The organism is Microbispora sp. NBC_01389 (genome assembly GCF_045040095.1).
In the GTDB taxonomy this organism is placed as follows: Bacteria; Actinomycetota; Actinomycetes; order Streptosporangiales; family Streptosporangiaceae; genus Microbispora.
The window spans coordinates 1,309,369-1,325,000 of the sequence record NZ_CP109552.1 but is presented as its reverse complement, the minus strand read 5'-3'; the positions used below and the strand labels follow the sequence as shown (position 1 = coordinate 1,325,000).

The 15,632-nt window shown below is 67.5% G+C and carries 11 protein-coding genes and 2 rRNA genes (1 of these 13 running past the window's edge); 5 read left to right on the top strand and 8 right to left on the bottom strand.

What is annotated here, in order from left to right; all coding sequences use genetic code 11:
• From OG344_RS05825 to OG344_RS05815, 3 genes are all read left to right on the top strand, one after another.
• Nucleotides 1-2,822 (top strand): 23S ribosomal RNA (locus OG344_RS05825) (it extends 286 nt beyond the left edge of the window).
• An 88-nt stretch (nucleotides 2,823-2,910) separates the two neighbouring features.
• Nucleotides 2,911-3,027: ribosomal RNA gene (gene rrf / locus OG344_RS05820) — 5S ribosomal RNA — on the top strand.
• An 881-nt stretch (nucleotides 3,028-3,908) separates the two neighbouring features.
• Nucleotides 3,909-4,274: a cell division protein SepF gene (locus OG344_RS05815; protein WP_307800863.1), complete on the top strand. Its 366-nt coding sequence runs from the start codon at nucleotides 3,909-3,911 to the stop codon at nucleotides 4,272-4,274.
• Nucleotides 4,275-4,353: 79 nt separating this feature from the next.
• Here the strand turns inward: OG344_RS05815 and OG344_RS05810 are convergent, their stop codons facing one another.
• The 4 genes from OG344_RS05810 to OG344_RS05795 form a co-directional block, all read right to left on the bottom strand.
• Nucleotides 4,354-5,667, bottom strand: a complete 1,314-nt coding sequence (locus tag OG344_RS05810) for a hypothetical protein (protein ID WP_327049457.1) — start codon at nucleotides 5,665-5,667, stop codon at nucleotides 4,354-4,356.
• Nucleotides 5,668-5,782: 115 nt separating this feature from the next.
• Nucleotides 5,783-7,504, bottom strand: coding sequence for an arginine--tRNA ligase (gene argS, locus OG344_RS05805; RefSeq protein WP_405087303.1), 1,722 nt, complete (start codon nucleotides 7,502-7,504; stop codon nucleotides 5,783-5,785).
• Nucleotides 7,505-7,612: 108 nt separating this feature from the next.
• The gene (gene plsX / locus OG344_RS05800; protein ID WP_327048220.1) at nucleotides 7,613-8,641 is read right to left on the bottom strand and encodes a phosphate acyltransferase PlsX; all 1,029 of its coding nucleotides are present in this window, start codon (nucleotides 8,639-8,641) and stop codon (nucleotides 7,613-7,615) included.
• Nucleotides 8,642-8,658: 17 nt separating this feature from the next.
• Nucleotides 8,659-9,228 (bottom strand): DUF1707 domain-containing protein, encoded by a 570-nt coding sequence (locus OG344_RS05795; protein WP_405087302.1) that lies wholly within the window; start codon nucleotides 9,226-9,228, stop codon nucleotides 8,659-8,661.
• Nucleotides 9,229-9,645: 417 nt separating this feature from the next.
• Here OG344_RS05795 and OG344_RS05790 point away from each other — a divergent pair, with 417 nt between their 5' ends.
• A complete protein-coding gene (locus tag OG344_RS05790; protein WP_405087301.1) occupies nucleotides 9,646-10,785 on the top strand; it encodes a hypothetical protein in 1,140 nt (379 codons plus the stop codon).
• Nucleotides 10,786-10,955: 170 nt separating this feature from the next.
• Here OG344_RS05790 and OG344_RS05785 read toward each other — a convergent pair whose 3' ends face one another.
• The 4 genes from OG344_RS05785 to OG344_RS05770 form a co-directional block, all read right to left on the bottom strand.
• Nucleotides 10,956-11,126: a hypothetical protein gene (locus OG344_RS05785; RefSeq protein WP_405087300.1), complete on the bottom strand. Its 171-nt coding sequence runs from the start codon at nucleotides 11,124-11,126 to the stop codon at nucleotides 10,956-10,958.
• A gap of 62 nt (nucleotides 11,127-11,188) precedes the next feature.
• Nucleotides 11,189-11,725: a YbhB/YbcL family Raf kinase inhibitor-like protein gene (locus OG344_RS05780; RefSeq protein WP_405087299.1), complete on the bottom strand. Its 537-nt coding sequence runs from the start codon at nucleotides 11,723-11,725 to the stop codon at nucleotides 11,189-11,191.
• Nucleotides 11,726-11,744: 19 nt separating this feature from the next.
• On the bottom strand, nucleotides 11,745-12,473 hold the full coding sequence (locus OG344_RS05775; RefSeq protein ID WP_405089051.1) for an ABC transporter ATP-binding protein: 729 nt from the start codon (nucleotides 12,471-12,473) through the stop codon (nucleotides 11,745-11,747).
• A 109-nt stretch (nucleotides 12,474-12,582) separates the two neighbouring features.
• Nucleotides 12,583-13,488 carry an ABC transporter permease gene (locus tag OG344_RS05770; protein ID WP_327048214.1) on the bottom strand — a complete coding sequence of 302 codons (906 nt, stop codon included), beginning with the start codon at nucleotides 13,486-13,488 and terminating at the stop codon, nucleotides 12,583-12,585.
• 393 nt (nucleotides 13,489-13,881) lie between these two features.
• Here OG344_RS05770 and OG344_RS05765 point away from each other — a divergent pair, with 393 nt between their 5' ends.
• Entirely contained in the window at nucleotides 13,882-15,543 is a 1,662-nt protein-coding gene (locus OG344_RS05765; protein ID WP_405087298.1) for an ABC transporter substrate-binding protein, read from the top strand.
• Nucleotides 15,544-15,632: the final 89 nt, after the last annotated feature.

Sequence of the window (15,632 nt, the reverse complement as noted above, 5' to 3'; positions counted from 1 at the left end):
TGTGATAGCCGGCGGGCGTTGCGTGTGCGGGGTTGTGGGACCTTCCGGGGGAGACCGCCGTCTCTTCAGGCAGTGAGAAATCGGTGGGGTAGTCGAACGCTCTGGGAAGGGCGGCCGTAGACCGTGAGAGCCGGGTAGGCGAAACTTTACCGACTGTTGGGAGTGTTCCCGAGTAGCACGGGGCCCGAGAAATCCTGTGTGAATCTGCCAGGACCACCTGGTAAGCCTAAATACTTCCTGATGACCGATAGTGAACTAGTACCGTGAGGGAAAGGTGAAAAGCGCCCCGGTGAGGGGTCGTGAAATAGTACCTGAAACCGTGTGCCTACAAGCCGTAGGAGCGTAGTCGTTTTCGGACGGCTGTGATGTGACTGCGTGCCTTTTGAAGAATGAGCCTGCGAGTTATGGTGTGTGGCGAGGTTAACCCGTGTGGGGGAGCCGTAGCGAAAGCGAGTCTGAATAGGGCGCTTTTAGTCGCATGCTGTAGACCCGAAGCGGAGTGATCTACGCATGGGCAGGTTGAAGCGCGGGTAAGACCGCGTGGAGGACCGAACCCACCAGGGTTGAAAACCTGGGGGATGACCTGTGTGTAGGGGTGAAAGGCCAATCAAACTCCGTGATAGCTGGTTCTCCCCGAAATGCATTTAGGTGCAGCGTTACGTGGTGCTTGCCGGAGGTAGGGCTCTGGTTGGCTGATGGGCCCGACAAGGTTACTGACGTCAGCCAAACTTCGAATGCCGGTAAGTGGAGCGTGGCAGTGAGACTGCGGGGGATAAGCTCCGTGGTCGAGAGGGAAACAGCCCAGATCACCGACTAAGGCCCCTAAGCGTGTGCTAAGTGGGAAAGGATGTGGAGTCGCAGTGACAACCAGGAGGTTGGCTTAGAAGCAGCCACCCTTGAAAGAGTGCGTAATAGCTCACTGGTCAAGTGATTCTGCGCCGACAATGTAGCGGGGCTCAAGTACACCGCCGAAGTCGTGGCACTGTCAGCGTTTGCTGGTGGTGGGTAGGGGAGCGTCGTGCGAGCCGGTGAAGCTGCCGAGTGATCGTGTGGTGGAGGTCGTACGAGTGAGAATGCAGGCATGAGTAGCGAGTCAGAAGTGAGAATCTTCTGCGCCGAATGACCAAGGGTTCCTGGGGCAGGTTCGTCCGCCCAGGGTAAGTCGGGACCTAAGGCGAGGCCGACAGGCGTAGTCGATGGACAACGGGTTGATATTCCCGTACCCGCTGTGATGCGCCCATATCGAATCCGGGGATACTAAGGGTCCTTAAGCCGGTTGGCTCTTCGGAGCCGGCGTCAGGGTGAACGCCTGGCCTGATCTGGTAGTAGGTAAGCGATGGGGTGACGCAGGAAGGTAGCCCAGCCCGGGCGGTGGTTGTCCCGGGGTAAGCATGTAGGGAGAGAGATAGGCAAATCCGTCTCTCATTAATCCTGAGGTGTGATGCCGAGCCGATTGTGGCGAAGTGGGTGATCCTATGCTGCCGAGAAAAGCCTCTAGTGAGTGTCGTAGCGGCCCGTACCCTAAACCGACTCAGGTGGTCAGGTAGAGAATACCAAGGCGGTCGGGTGAACTGTGGTTAAGGAACTCGGCAAATTGCCCCCGTAACTTCGGGAGAAGGGGGACCTTTACTGGTGATGGAACTTGCTTCTTGAGCTGGTGGGGGTCGCAGTGGCCAGGGGGAAGCGACTGTTTACTAAAAACACAGGTCCGTGCGAAGTCGTAAGACGATGTATACGGACTGACGCCTGCCCGGTGCCGGAACGTTAAGGGGACCGCTTAGCATCCTTTTGGGGTGCGAAGGTGAGAACTTAAGCGCCGGTAAACGGCGGTGGTAACTATAACCATCCTAAGGTAGCGAAATTCCTTGTCGGGTAAGTTCCGACCTGCACGAATGGCGTAACGACTTCCCCGCTGTCTCAACCACAGGCCCGGTGAAATTGCAGTACGAGTAAAGATGCTCGTTTCGCGCAGCAGGACGGAAAGACCCCGGGACCTTCACTACAGCTTGACATTGGCGTTTGGAGCGTCTTGTGTAGGATAGGTGGGAGACTGTGAAGCGGTGACGCTAGTTATCGTGGAGTCATTGGTGAAATACCACTCTGGTCGTTTTGGACGTCTAACCCGCGCCCGTGTATCCGGGTGGGGGACAGTGTCTGGTGGGTAGTTTAACTGGGGCGGTTGCCTCCTAAAAGGTAACGGAGGCGCCCAAAGGTTCCCTCAGCCTGGTTGGCAATCAGGTGTCGAGTGTAAGTGCACAAGGGAGCTTGACTGTGAGACTGACGGGTCGAGCAGGAGCGAAAGCTGGGACTAGTGATCCGGCATCGGCGTGTGGAAGCGGTGTCGCTCAACGGCTAAAAGGTACCCCGGGGATAACAGGCTGATCTTCCCCAAGAGTCCATATCGACGGGATGGTTTGGCACCTCGATGTCGGCTCGTCGCATCCTGGGGCTGGAGTAGGTCCCAAGGGTTGGGCTGTTCGCCCATTAAAGCGGTACGCGAGCTGGGTTTAGAACGTCGCGAGACAGTTCGGTCCCTATCCGCTGCGCGCGCAGGAGACTTGCGAGGGGCTGTCCCTAGTACGAGAGGACCGGGACGGACGAACCTCTGGTGTGCCAGTTGTTCCGCCAGGAGCACGGCTGGTTGGCTACGTTCGGTAGGGATAACCGCTGAAAGCATCTAAGCGGGAAGCTCGCCTCAAGATGAGGTCTCCCACCACGAGAGTGGGTAAGGCCCCCTATAGACGATGGGGTTGATAGGCCGGAAGTGGAAGCGTAGTAATGCGTGGAGCTGACCGGTACTAATAGGCCGAGGACTTGACCATATTATGCTCGCGTTCACTATGCGATCTCAGAGACAGCAACCGGTACACACCTTTCGGGTGTGTGGTGTGGTTGTGTGTTTCATGGGGTTACGGCGGTTATAGCGGTGGGGAAACACCCGGTTACATTCCGAACCCGGAAGTTAAGCCCGCCAGCGCCGATGGTACTGCACCGGGGACGGTGTGGGAGAGTAGGACGCCGCCGGACAATCTTTTGAGGGGGGCCATCCCATTGGGATGGCCCCCCTTTTTTTGTGCCCAGAATCTCTGCGCCAGAGCGTCTGTGCCCTGGACCGCTCGGCCTGCCCTCCCGGTTTCCCCGCCCCGCCTCCTGCTTGCCCCGCGCATCGGAGGGTGCGCACTGGCTGTGTTGCGGCCGGCTACCGCTACCGGTGCCTCGCGCTCTCGCGGGCGCCGGCCGGTCGAGGGTCGGCATCGGTCGTGGGAGTCGTGGCCGGGGCTGGATGAGGCGGAGACGGGAAGTTCGCGTCATCCGGGAACCTATGGGCGTCTGTGAGCCTCTAACTCTTCGTGTGGCAATGCGTCGTCGGCTCCGAGGCTGACCACCATCGAGGATCTCCCAGCGGCAGCCGTCCAGCCGGCCCTGGGCTGCGCCTCCGGCGGTGCGGACGCCCGCGACTACTCTCGCAAATGTTTTCGAAATGCGAATTCCCGGCCCGCGGACGAGGCGTGCGTCACACAATTCGATCATCTTCGCCGGAGGTTCGATTCGTGTCTCCGGCATCCGTCCACGGCGGCTCTACCAGCAAGATCTTATTTCCGGAACCCTTCATCGGCGGCGTTCGTTGTGATCTACTGAGGGAACGACGTCCTTCCTGATGACCGGAAAAAATGTTTGCGAAGGGTTCCGTGGGGTAGGCGGGTTCGAGAGTTACCCTGGAAGGGCTGAAACAGAATTGACGATGAAGACATACGCACTCGGCCTCTACATAATCCAGCCAACAACCCTTAAACGGCCGGGCGTGTCGGTGGGGGATCGCTGAATCGTCGATTACGGTCCCATGTGCTGGGACAAGCCCGGAAAAGGACAAGCCGGAAAAGGACAAGCCGATGGGGGCTGTGCGCAAGGTGGCAAGCTACCTTGGCCTGGGTGGGGCAGAGCAGTACGACGAGGCCTACACCGACGAGGACGAGTACGAGGACGACTGGATGCCGGCGGCCGAGCGTGCCGCCAAGCGTTGGCAGCCCAATGCCGACCCTGCCCACATCGTGATGGTCCGCCCGCACAAGTACGACGACGCCCTGACGATCGGCCGGCACTTCCGTGAGGGCCACACTGTGGTGATGGACGTGGCGGGCATGTCGACCGCGGAGGCCACCCGCATGGTCGACTTCGCCGCGGGCCTCGCCTACGGCTGTGAGGGCCGCATCGAGCGGATCGCGGACAAGGTGTTCCTGATCACCCCCGCGAACGTGGAGGTCTCCAGCGCCTGAACCGGCGCCCGTGCATGTGACCGAAAGGGGCCCTCTCCCGCCATGGGAGAGGGCCCCTCGGTCGTACGGCGGAACGGCGTCAGGCGGCCCGTGGGCCCCGGCGCAGGATGGTGGTGATCTCCGTCAGATCGCGGGCGGCGACGGAGGCCCGCTCCTCGGACTCCCTCGCGTACTCGTGCAGGGCCCAGACGGCCTTGTCGGCGAGGTCGCCGAGCTTCCCGGCCCGCGACTGGACGTACCGCACGTCCGAGTGTTCCTGGATGCGGTGCCGCCACAGCAGGTGCCCACCCACCGCGGCGATCACCAGGCCGCCGAGGGCCAGCGGCGGGTTGACCACGAAACCCCAGGCGAAGACGGCGGCGGCGAGGACCAGGAGCAGGAACGCCGGCCAGGGCCGGCCACGCTTGGGCACGCACTCGGTGACGAGGCGCTGCTCGGCCGCCGCCATCGACTCCTGGTCCGGGCCCTCCGGCCGGAGCCGTACCGCATAGCCGAGGATCGGCACGTCCAGCGCGTCCGGCGGGGGCTCGCGCACCACGTCGACGAGCGCCTCGGCGGCGGCCCGTACGGCGGGCGCCGCGACGTGCAGGGCGAGTGCGGCCAGGTGCGGATCGGCGTCGGGGCGCAGGTCCTCCAGCAGATGGCCGGTGAGCGAGCTCAGCGGCCCGTCGGGGCCGCCCTGCCCGATCAACGCGCGGAGCACGGCCAGCGGCTCGTCGTCGGCCCACACGGTGCCGCGTACGACCTTGGTCACCTCGCCGGGCCGCCGGGTGGTGGTGATCGCGTCGCAGCGCTCACGGAGGCGCTGCAGCGTCACCGACGCCCGCAGGGAGCGCTCGATCTCGGCGACCTTCGCCAGTTCGGGGAACGGCTCCAGCGAGGGGGGCACCGACGTCTCGGGCGGGCCGGGCACGATGGCCTTCAGCCAGCGGTCGTCGCCGGCCGGCACGTCGGCCGCGTCCAGCCTGCGCAGCACGAAGATCTTTCCGACCGGCCCGTACGCCCCCCGCGCGGCGGCGAGCCACAGGGCCCGCTGGCCGGGGGCCACCGGACGCTCCTCGGAGAGGTCGCCGAAGGCGGTGCCGAGCCAGGACGCGTGGATGCGGTCGCCCTGGCCGCAGACGGCGAGGGCGAGGCACAGGAACAGGGCGGTGCGCCGCTCGTCGAGCTGGGAGGCGAGGGCCAGCGGCTCCAGCGCGTCCCCGCCCGACAGGATCAGCACGAGGGTCTCGACGGCCGGCGCGAGCCAGTAGCCCGGCACGTCCGTGACGCCCGGCGGCAGCTCGGGCGTGGTCCCGTCGGCCGCCAGGCTGACGAGCAGCGCTTCGGCGTAGCGGTGCAACTCCGTGGCGTCGGCCACGTTTCCGGGGTCCGGGCTCGTGGTCAGATCCATGCTCACGCGGAACGCTCCCCGAGGGATCGGCTGGCACTCCCTTGCCCGCGCCAGACTAGACGCTCGGCGCGCTGACAAGGGGTTAGGCACGCCGGAGCGGGTTCGGGCACGCCGCTCACATCCGCTCGGGCACTTCGATGCCGAGCAGGTCGAGGCCGCGCAGCAGCACGCGCAGCGTGAGCGCCGACAGGGCCAGGCGCGACTGCCGTACGGACTCGTCCTCGGCCTTGAGGACCGGGCAGCCCTCGTAGAACGAGGTGAACGCCTGCGCGAGGTCGAACAGGTAGTTGCACAGCCGGTGCGGCTCGGACAGGTCGGCGACGGCGGCGACGATCGTGCCGAAGCCGAGCAGCTGCAGCGCCAGCGCCCGCTCGGCCGGGTGGCCCAGCACGATCGGTCCGGTGACCGAATCCGGGTCGATCCCGCCGTTGCGGAAGATCGACCGGATGCGGGCCGTGGCGTACTGGAGATACGGCCCCGTGTTGCCGGTCAGCGCGAGCATGCGGTCGAAGTCGAAGACGTACTCGCTGTCGTGGCTGACCGACAGGTCGGCGTACTTGACGGCGCCCATGCCGACCTGGCGGGCGATCTGCCGCCGGGCCTCCGGCTCGTACCCGCGGTCGGCGATGACCGCCTCGGCCCGGACGACGGCCTCTTCGAGGAGGCCGGTGAGCTTGACCGACTCGCCGCTGCGGGTCTTGAACATCTTGCCGTCGCTGCCGAGCACGCTGCCGATCTGGACGTGCTCCGCCCTGACCTCGTCGTGCAGCCAGCCGGCCATCCGGGCCGCCGCGAAGACCATCTGGAAGTGCAGCGACTGGGTCGCGCCCACGACGTACAGGACGCGGTCGGCCTTGAGGTCGCGGACCCGGTGGCGGATCGCGGCGAGGTCGGTCGTGGCGTAGCCGTACCCGCCGTCGCTCTTGCGGACGATGAGCGGCAGCGGCTGGTCGTCGCGGCCGGTGAAGCCGGGCGGGAACACGCACAGCGCGCCCTCGCTCAGCTCGGCCACACCCATGCGCTCGAGCTCGTCGCAGACGTCGGCGAGCATCGGGTTGTACTTGCTCTCGCCCGCGATGTCGTCGTCGGTCAGCGTGACGCCGAGCGTCCGGTAGACCTTGGTGAAGTAGCGGTTGCTGTAGTCGACGAACTCGCGCCACAGGCGCAGGGTCTCCAGGTCGCCGCCCTGCAGCAGCGGCACCCGGCCGCGGGACCGCTGCTGGAACTCGGAGTCGTTGTCGAACTTGTGCCGCGCCGCCTGGTAGAAGGCGTTGCCGTCGCCGGCGGCCAGCATGCCGAGCGCCCGCTCCTCGCCGATGTCGAGGAGGTGCTCGATGAGCATGCCGAACTGCGTGCCCCAGTCGCCGAGGTGATTCTGCCGGATCACCTGGTTGCCGACGTGCTCGTGGGTGCGTGCGAGGGTGTCGCCGACGATCGTGGTGCGCAGGTGACCGACGTGCATCTCCTTGGCGGCGTTCGGCGCCGAGTAGTCGACGATCACGGTCTGCGGCGCCGACTGCGGCACGCCGAGGCGGTCGTCGAGCAGCCGATCCCCGGCCTGCTCGGCGATCCAGCCGTCGCGCAGCGTCAGGTTGAGGAACCCGGGCCCGCTGACCTCGACGCTCACGTCGGAGGTGTCGAGGTGGTCGGCGATGGCCTGGGCGACCTCCCGCGGCGCACGTCGGAGCCGCTTGGCCAGGCTGAGCGCGACGTTCGCCTGGTAGTCGGCGAACTGGGAGGGCCTGATCAGCGGGTCTTCGGTGGCGTACTCCGAGCCGAAGGCGGAGCCCAGCGCCTGCCGGACCCGCTCGGTGAGCACGAGCTGCGGATCGGTCATGCGTCAAGCTTATCGGCGCGCGACTCGCGCCCGCCTGCCATAATCGGCGGCCACCCCGCTGCCACCTCGCTGCCCGCCCGCACGGCCCCCGCACGGCCGCCTGTACGGTCAGCGGCGGCGGTGCGACCGGTTGCCCGAGGCGATCCGATCGCCGATCCTGGCGACGACCCCCTGGGCCGACAGGCGGGCGGCGAGCTCGCAGGCGGCGGCCACGCCGCGGGCCCGCGACGAGCCGTGGGCGATCACCACCGTGCCGTTGAGCCCGAGCAGCACGGCCCCGCCGTGCGCCTCGGGGTCGAGCCGGCCGGCCAGCTCGCGCAGCCGGGCCCGTTGCAGCATCCCGCCGATCCGGGCCAGGCGGCTGTCCGCGATCGCCTCCCGGAACTGGTCGAAGGCATACCGTACGGTGCCCTCCACCGTCTTCAGCGCGACGTTGCCGGTGAACCCGTCGGTGACGACGACGTCGGCCCTCCCGGTGAGCAGGTCGTGCCCCTCGACGTTGCCGACGAAGTCGATGCCGGGGGTGGCGGCGAGCAGCTCGTGCGCGCGTTTGGCGAGCTTGTTGCCCTTCTCGGCCTCGGCTCCGATCGTGAGCAGGCCGACGCGCGGGCGCCGCGTGTCGAGCACGGCCTCCGCGTACGCCACCCCGAGGTGGGCGAACTGCACCAGCATCTCCGGCTTGGCGTCCGCCGTGGCCCCCGCGTCGAGCAACACGGTGGGCTGGGGGAGCGTCGGCAGGCCGACCGCGATGGCGGGCCGTACGACGCCCTGCTGGGCCCGCAGGCGCAGCCGCCCGGTGGCGACGACGCCGGCGGTCGAACCGGCGGACACCACCGCGCAGGCGTCGCCGCGCCGGACGAGATGACACGCGACGGCGATGCTGGACCGCGGGCGCCGCAGGCTCGCCAGCGCCCCCTCGTTCATCGCCAGCGCCTCATCGGCGCGGACGATGGGGATCTCGGTGACCGCGTCGTGCCCGGCCAGCTCCTGGTAGAGCACGCGGGGATGGCCGACGAGCACGACGGGCACACCGCGTTCGCGCACCGCCCGCACGGCTCCCGCGACGATCTCGCCGGGCGCGTGGTCGCCGCCCATGGCGTCCAGGGCCACGGGCAGCGCACGGCCGGTGGGTTGCATGGCCGAATCGTAGGCCGTCAGCGGCGCATCCCCCGGGACACCACGATCTTGCCGAAGCGCGCGTTGCCGGTGAGGCGGATCAGCGGGCCGTCCTCGGCGCCGTCCCCACCACTGATCGCGCGCTTGGAGAACACCGTGCCGCCCTGGTCGATCACCCTGGCGTTCGGGGGAACGGTGATGATGATCTTGCCGCAGAACGAGTTCACCTCAAGCGTCAACTCCCGGCCGGGCAGGACCGCCTCGTCGAGGTTCACGATCAGCGCTCCGAAGACCGCGGTGAGCTCGGTGTGCCGCCCGGCGATCCAGCGCCCGCGCCGTATGATCTTGCTGAACACCGCCGCGATCCGGAGCCGGTCGGTGGGGAGCGCGGACGCCTGGCCGGACACGTCCGGCACATCCCTGATCAGTGGCACGAGTTCGCCGAGCGTCACGGCGTGGTAGACGGCGTCGAGCCGGTCGGCGTGTTCGAGGCTCGTCAGGCGGCCGGTGGCCAGCGCCTCGCCGAGCACGGCCGCGATCCTGTCGCGGTCCGCGTCGGAGGCGCGCTGCGCGGGGTCGTCGCCCGCGTACGGGGTGAGGTAGGTCACCCCGACAGCGTAACTCTTAACGAGATATGTCGCGATAGCGGCCGGTCGAGAACAGGGGGTCCCAGGGGTTGCGGTCCGGCGCCCGCCGGGGGCGCCAGGCAGCGGTTGTCACGGACGCCACGCGCGCGTCGCCAAAAGCGCGCGGAAAAATTCCCCGCCGCCACCGGGCGCGGTGTTTACCGTAGCTTTCTGCTGCGCGGGGATTGGGGCGACCGTGAAGTGGTCGTCCGATGCTCGATATCTCGACTTTTCCGGCGCGTCGTCCGGGCTGGATCCCCCACCTCACCGGGCCTTCCGCCGTGAACTCCGGTGATAGAAATGCCGACGTCTTTGTCGGCGTGCCCGCCGACGCACGGGGGTTCTTGGGTTCGTCATTCCCACTCTCGTGAAAAGGAATATGAACCGGGGGCAAGTCAAATGAAACGAACGGTTAGGACAGCCGTCGTCGCCGTCGCGATCGGCGTCGCCGGCATGGTCGCCGCGCCGGCGCAGGCCCAGGGGTGCGCGGTCAAGTGCACGAACAACCGGGTCGCGGCGGTGGCGAGCCTGCTGGCCGACCTGCGGGCCGGTGTGGTCGCCGGCGCGGTGGCCGGCACAAGGAGCGGAACGACGGGCAGTGCGACGAGCGGATCGGCGAGCAGCACGACGAGCGCCGCGACGGGTAACGCCGTCGCTCAGGCCGACGCCGCCGCCCAGGTGGCGGTGAACGTGACCGCCGCGCTCCGGGCCGACCTCGTCGCGGTCGCGGACCTCGCCGGCACGGCCACGGCCGCTCTCACCGCGAAGGCGAACGCGCAGATCAACGCGGCGGCCGCAATCGCGGCCGATATCGCCGCCGACATCACGGTGGACGCCGCGGTCGATGCCACGGCCGACGCCGCCACCGACGCCGCGGCCACCGCCGCTACCACCTCGGCCGCCGACGCGGCCGCGGACGCGACGGTCACCGTCGACGCCACCGTGGTCGCCGCCCTGGAGGCGCACCTGTGCGCCGCCCTTCAGGCGGTCGTCGACGCCACGGCCACCGTGGACGCGGCCGTGAGCGCCAAGGCGAAGGCCGCCGCGGCTCTCACCGCCCAGGCCGGCCGGCCGGTCGTCACGACGTCCGGCCGGACCGCCGACGCCGTGGACGCCTCGGCCGCGGCCGTCGCCGCCGCGGGCGCCGACGCCGATGCCGCGCTCGACGTCACCGCCAGGCTCAAGGCGCTGCTCAACCTGAACGGCGCCGCCGCGGCGACCGCCGGCAGCGCGGGCGGCCTGCTGACGCTGGTTCCGTGCGCCGACCCGGCCGGCGGCCTCACGAGCGGCACCCGTACGACGGCCGCCGACGCCGCGGCCCGCGTGAACGCGGGCGTCCGCGCGGTCGTCGGGGTGGCGGGTACCGCCACGCGCGTGCCGGCACAGGGGGCCGGCACGGCCACCGCCACGACGGCCCAGGTCGCCTCCTCCGTGGCCGTCACCGCCGACGCGGCCCTGTCGGGCGCGGTGTCGTCCGCCCCCGGCCTGGTGTCCGGCGCCGTCCCCTCGTCCGGCCGCATGCGCGGGTACGGCAACTGACCCGGAAATCGAAATACTCCGGCTTCGGCCGCGACGAACGGCCGGCACCCGCTGAGGGCGCCGGCCGTTCGCCGTTCCGGCGAGGTGGCCGCCGAGGGGGATCTCGTGGCGACGCCGCTAGCGACGGCTCCGGGTCCCGCGGATCCATGAGGCGAAGATCGGCGACGTGCCTAGTTGGGCGACTCGGAGGAGACGCGCAGGTAGGTGCGCCTGGCGATCTGGGCCTGCAGGCGGGCCATCTGCCAGTGCAGGTCGAGGAGCTGCTCGGCGACCAGCCCGACGGGCAGCTCAGAGGGATCTTCGGCGGCAAGACTGTCGATCGCCGACGCGAGGTCGCTCATCCCGGCCCTCCGCTATGTCGAATCTCCGTTCGAATCATAGTGGAAAGCCGGGACCTCCTGCATCAGGTTTCGTACACCGGTGCGATGTAGCCGCGGGCGAGTGTGTTCGCCGTGACGTTGAAGCCGACCACGGCGGGCGGCGTGTCGGTGCCCACGCCGAGGGAGTCCACACTCAGCGCGTGCACGGCGAAGAGGTAGCGGTGCGGGTGTCCGGGCGGAGGGGCCGCGCCGCCGTACTCCTTCGTGCTGAAGTCGTTGCGGGCGTGCCTGGCCCCTTCGGGCAGTCCCTTGAAGTCGGGGCCGTTGCCCGCGCCCGCCGGCAGCTCGGTGACGGAGGCCGGGATGTCGAACAGCACCCAGTGCCAGAAGCCGCTGCCCGTGGGGGCGTCCGGGTCGAAGCAGGTGACGGCGTAGCTCCGGGTGCCCTTGGGGGCGCCCGACCAGCGCAGGTGCGGGGAGACGTTCTGTCCGCCCATGCCCCAGTCGTCGAACACGTGGGCCTCGGGGAGCCTCTCGCCGTCCCGCACGTCGTCGCTCTCGACGGTCAGCGCGGGCACCTCGGGCAGGTGGTCGTACGGGATCGGTGGCGGCGTCGGCACGTTCGCCTCTCCGTTTCTCTCAGGCTTTGTTGTACGCCTCCAGGACTTCCTGGGGGTCGCCCTGCATTCTGATCTTCCCCTTGTGCAGCCAGATGACGCGGTTGCACGTCTCCTCGATCACGTCGAGGTTGTGGGCGACCAGGAAGACGGTGCCGGCGGACTCGCGCATCTGCTTGATGCGGTCCTGGCTCTTGCGCTTGAAATCACGGTCGCCGGTCGCGAGCGCCTCATCGATCAGCAGCACGTCGTGCGTCTTGGCCGACGAGATGGCGAAGCGCAGCCGGGCGCCCATGCCGGACGAGTAGGTCGACATGGGGAACTGGACGAACTCCCCGATGCCGGAAAAGTCCACGATCTCGTCGTACTTCTCGCGGACCTCGGCGGGGTTCATCCCCATGGCGTAACAGCCGAGGATGATGTTGCGCTCGCCGGTCAGTTCCTTCATGAGGGCCGCGTTGACGCCGAGGAGGGAGGGCTGGCCGTTGGTGTAGACGGCGCCCTTGTGCGGCGGCAGGAGACCGGCGATCGCGCGCAGCAGGGTCGACTTGCCCGAGCCGTTGCGGCCGATGATGCCGATGGCGTCGCCGTGGTGGGCCACGAAGCTCACGCCCTTGACGGCGTGCACCTCCTTCATCTGCGGCCGTCCCTGGCGCCGCAGAAGGCGCATGAGCGCGTTGGCCGCGTTGCCCTTCTCGGCGTCGCCGGCCGAGCCGTACACCTTGTAGACGATGTGGAGGTCGTCGACGATGACGGTCGGCGTCCCGGTCGTGGAGTCGGGCGACTCGGGGTCACGGGTCTCGGAGGGGGTCTGCGTCTTCGGGTCTTGGGGCGCCACCTGGGACAGCTCCTCGGTCAGCTCAGCCACGGCCGTACCTCTCCTCGGCCCGCCAGAAGTACCAGAAGCCGACGATCAGCGCGAACACTGCCCAGAATACGCAGGTCACCCACGCCCAGCGCTCCGGGAAACGCTGGTAGATCAGGAGGTCGCGCATGAACTCGATGTAGGCGGCCGCCGGGTTGAACTCCAGCGCCCAGCGGAGGAAGTCGGGGAGGTCCCGGGTCCTGTCGTCGATCGCGTAGAAGACGCCCGAGGCGTACAGCCAGGTGCGGGTGATGAACGGCAGGAGCTGGTTCATGTCCCGCATGAACGCGCCGACGCGGGCCATGAACAGGCCCATGCCGATGTTGAACACGGTCTGCGTCGCCAGCGTGACGGGGATCAGCAGCCAGAGCCAGGTGATCGGCTCCCCCGTGACCAGCACCAGCAGGAGCAGCACGCCCATCGAGTAACCGAGCTGCTGCAGCTCCTGCATGGTGTACGCGAGCGGGAGCGAGGCGCGCGGGAAGTGCAGCGCCCGGATCAGGGAGAGGTTCGACGAGATCGACTTGGCGCCGCTGATCACCGTGCGCTGGGTGAAGGTGAACACCATGACCCCGGTGATGAGGAACGCGGGGTAGTTCTCGATCTTCTTGCTCTGCCCGAGGATCACGCCGAACATCAGCCAGTAGACCGCGGCGTTGAGCAGAGGCGTCAGCACCTGCCAGAGCTGACCGAGCATCGACTCGGAGTACTTCGACACGTTGCGCGACGTGGCGTACGTGAGGATGAAGTGCCGCCGGTCCCACAGTTGGCGCAGGTAGGCGGGCATGCTGGGGCGTGCGATGGCGCGTCGCAGTCCGTGACGCTCGGCGAGCGCGGCCAGCGACTCCGGGGCTCGGCCGCCACCCTGGGCCTCCGCGACCGCGGATTCCGGCTGGCTCATGGCAGTGACTCTATTGGATGGAGGTCGATGGGACGGCTGTCGCACCGGACGTGGCTGCGACTGGTCAAAGGTAGCCCAGGACATCGTGACGGGGGGACCGGGGAAGGAGTGTTGCCGACACCGCGGGTCAAGGACTCGCACTCCGCCGGTGAATGTACGCTAAAGGGGGTTTTAGTGCACTGCTGGGCGTTTAGGGTTGGCTCGCGGGACTGCGTGTGTGACGCCCGACTCGCGCACGTGTGACCGAACTGCAACGCGCCAGAGATACCTCTGCTGCGAGCGGTAAGGGATGCTCCGGACGACTGGCAGGACGTCAGCTGGTTTGACGGTGCCCGCAAACCCGGGGTCACACCAGCATGAACGCCCATCCTAGAGGGAGGATCAAGATCCACTATGCGTGTGACTAGGGGCGTAAAGATTACCGCCGGAGCAGCGCTGCTGGCGCTCGCCGTGGCCGCCTGTGGCGGTGGTGGAGGGTCCGACAACTCCGGCTCCGGCTCCGCCGCGCAGCCGGTCCGCATCGAGATCGCCGAGCCGCAGAACGACCTGATCCCCGGCAACACCGGTGAGACCAGCGGCGCCGAGGTGCTGAACGCGCTCTTCATCGGCCTCGTCGACTACGACGACCAGAAGAAGCCGGTCAACCGGATCGCCGAGTCCATCGACTCGACCGACCAGACCACCTGGACGATCAAACTCAAGGACGGCTACACCTGGCACGACGGCACGCCGGTCACCGCCCAGAACTTCGTGGACTCCTGGAACTACACGGCCTTCGGGCCGAACCAGCAGCAGTCCAACTACTTCTTCTCGGTGTTCAAGGGCTACGACGCCATGAACCCGCAGGACCCGGACGGCGAAGAGGGCTCGAAGAAGGCCCCGGAGCCCACCGCGACGACGCTGTCGGGACTCAAGGCGGTCGACGAAAAGACCATCTCGGTCGAGCTCACGCACCCCTACTCGGGCTTCCCGACGATGCTGGGCTACACCGCCTTCTACCCGCTGCCGAAGGCCGCCTTCGAGTCCGAGGGCAAGATGAAGGCCGACTACGGCTCGAACCCGATCGGTGACGGCCCCTTCAAGATGAGCAAGCCGTACAAGCGCGGCACCGACCAGACGGTCGAGATGGCCCGCTTCGACGGCTTCAAGGAGGGCAAGGCCAAGGTCGACGCGCTCCAGTACAAGATCTACACGGACCTGAACACCGCGTACAACGACCTGCGGGCCGGCAACCTGGACATCATGGACCAGCTGCCGCCGGAGCAGATCGGCGGCGCCAAGGCCGAGTTCGGCGACCGCTACATCGAGCAGCCGTCCTCCGGCATCGGCTGGCTCGGGTTCAACATCAAGAGCGGTGACACGTACGCCAAGAGCCGCGAGCTGCGCACCGCGATCTCGATGTCGATCGACCGGGCGACCATCACCGACAAGGTCTTCTCCGGCACCCGCGTCCCGGCCGACGACAATATCAGCCCGGTCGTCGCCGGTTACCGCAAGGGCGCCTGCGGCGAGGCGTGCACCTTCGACCCCGCGAAGGCCAAGTCGCTCTGGGAGTCCAACGGCGGCAAGGGCGTCAAGTCCATCGACCTGAGCTACAACGCCGACGGCGCCCACAAGGAGTGGATGGAGGCGGTGGCCAACAACATCCGCACCAACCTCCAGGTCGAGGTCAACGTCAAGCCGTACGAGAAGTTCGCCGACATCCTCAACGACCTCGGTGACGGCAAGGTCAAGGGCGCCTTCCGGATGGCGTGGATCATGGACTACCCGTCGCCGGAGAACTACCTCCGCCCGATCTTCGGGACCGGCGGCAGCTCCAACTACGTCCAGTACTCCAACAAGGAGTTCGACGAGCTGCTCAACAAGGGCGACTCCGCCGCGTCCCTCGACGAGGGCGTGCAGTTCTACCAGCAGGCCGACGACCTGGCGCTGAAGGAGATGGCGTACGTGCCGATCTACTTCTACACCACGAACGGCGCGTTCTCCGCGAACGTGAAGAACGTCAAGATCGACCCGTTCGAGCGCATCGACGTCTTCCACGTCGAGCGGGCCTGACCGACAAGCTATTCGGGGGGTGGTCCTTGATCTGCCCCCCGGTAGTCGACCATCCTCAGGGGCAGCCCATGACGACAGAATGGGCTGCC

Coding starts and splice junctions, on each gene's coding strand:
- OG344_RS05810 (WP_327049457.1), bottom strand. CDS start 5,667: ATGGATCTGACCACGAGCCCGGACCCCGGAAACGTGGCCGACGCCACG.
- argS (WP_405087303.1), bottom strand. CDS start 7,504: ATGACCGATCCGCAGCTCGTGCTCACCGAGCGGGTCCGGCAGGCGCTG.
- plsX (WP_327048220.1), bottom strand. CDS start 8,641: ATGCAACCCACCGGCCGTGCGCTGCCCGTGGCCCTGGACGCCATGGGC.
- OG344_RS05790 (WP_405087301.1), top strand. CDS start 9,646: ATGAAACGAACGGTTAGGACAGCCGTCGTCGCCGTCGCGATCGGCGTC.
- OG344_RS05785 (WP_405087300.1), bottom strand. CDS start 11,126: ATGAGCGACCTCGCGTCGGCGATCGACAGTCTTGCCGCCGAAGATCCC.
- OG344_RS05770 (WP_327048214.1), bottom strand. CDS start 13,488: ATGAGCCAGCCGGAATCCGCGGTCGCGGAGGCCCAGGGTGGCGGCCGA.
- OG344_RS05765 (WP_405087298.1), top strand. CDS start 13,882: ATGCGTGTGACTAGGGGCGTAAAGATTACCGCCGGAGCAGCGCTGCTG.